This is a genomic window from Tsukamurella conjunctivitidis, from assembly GCF_007858475.1.
GTDB lineage: Bacteria > Actinomycetota > Actinomycetes > Mycobacteriales > Mycobacteriaceae > Tsukamurella > Tsukamurella conjunctivitidis.
Genome location: NZ_VIGX01000247.1, coordinates 1 through 550, shown reverse-complemented (window position 1 = coordinate 550; position 550 = coordinate 1). Strand labels below are relative to the sequence as shown.

1 protein-coding gene is annotated in these 550 nt (G+C 68.2%); it reads right to left on the bottom strand.

The annotated features are described in order from the left end of the window. Window position 1: 1 nt before the first annotated feature. The coding region (locus FK530_RS25255) for an ERAP1-like C-terminal domain-containing protein (RefSeq protein WP_193560375.1) at window positions 2-550 on the bottom strand (549 nt) is incomplete at its 5' end.

Below are 550 nucleotides of genomic sequence, written 5' to 3'. Positions count from 1 at the left end.
CTCAGGCGTCGGCGCCCTGGGCGGCGAGCACGCGCTCGACCACTGAGATCCGTTCGCGCAGGATTCGCACCAACGCCGCCGAGGCCTCCGGATGGGCATCGATCCAGGCATTGCCCTGTGCGACCAGGTCCACACCCTCCACGTAGCCCGCAAGCCCTTGCGGGAACATGAGCGTGACCAGGTCCTCCGCGGTGTGGAAGGTGTTGTCCGCCCACACCTGGTCCAAGGAGGCGAAGTAGTCGGCGACGAAGGGCACGTACAGCTCCGGCGCGGTGCGCACCTGTGCCCAGAAGCCCGAGACCATCGCCCAGCGGGTGTCATTGGCGATGGACTGGTCGCGCAGGATCGACTCCCACACCGCCGACTTCACGGCGGCATCGGCCTTCGCAGCCCGGGCTGCTGCCGCATTCTGCTGACCGGTCATCGTCTGGTCGGTGGCCTCCTGGACCAGGATGTCGCCCTCGTCGGCCACGCCACAGCGCACCAGGGCGATCAGCAGGTCCCACCGCAGGTCGACATCGACGTCCAGTCCTTCCAGCGTGTCCGACCC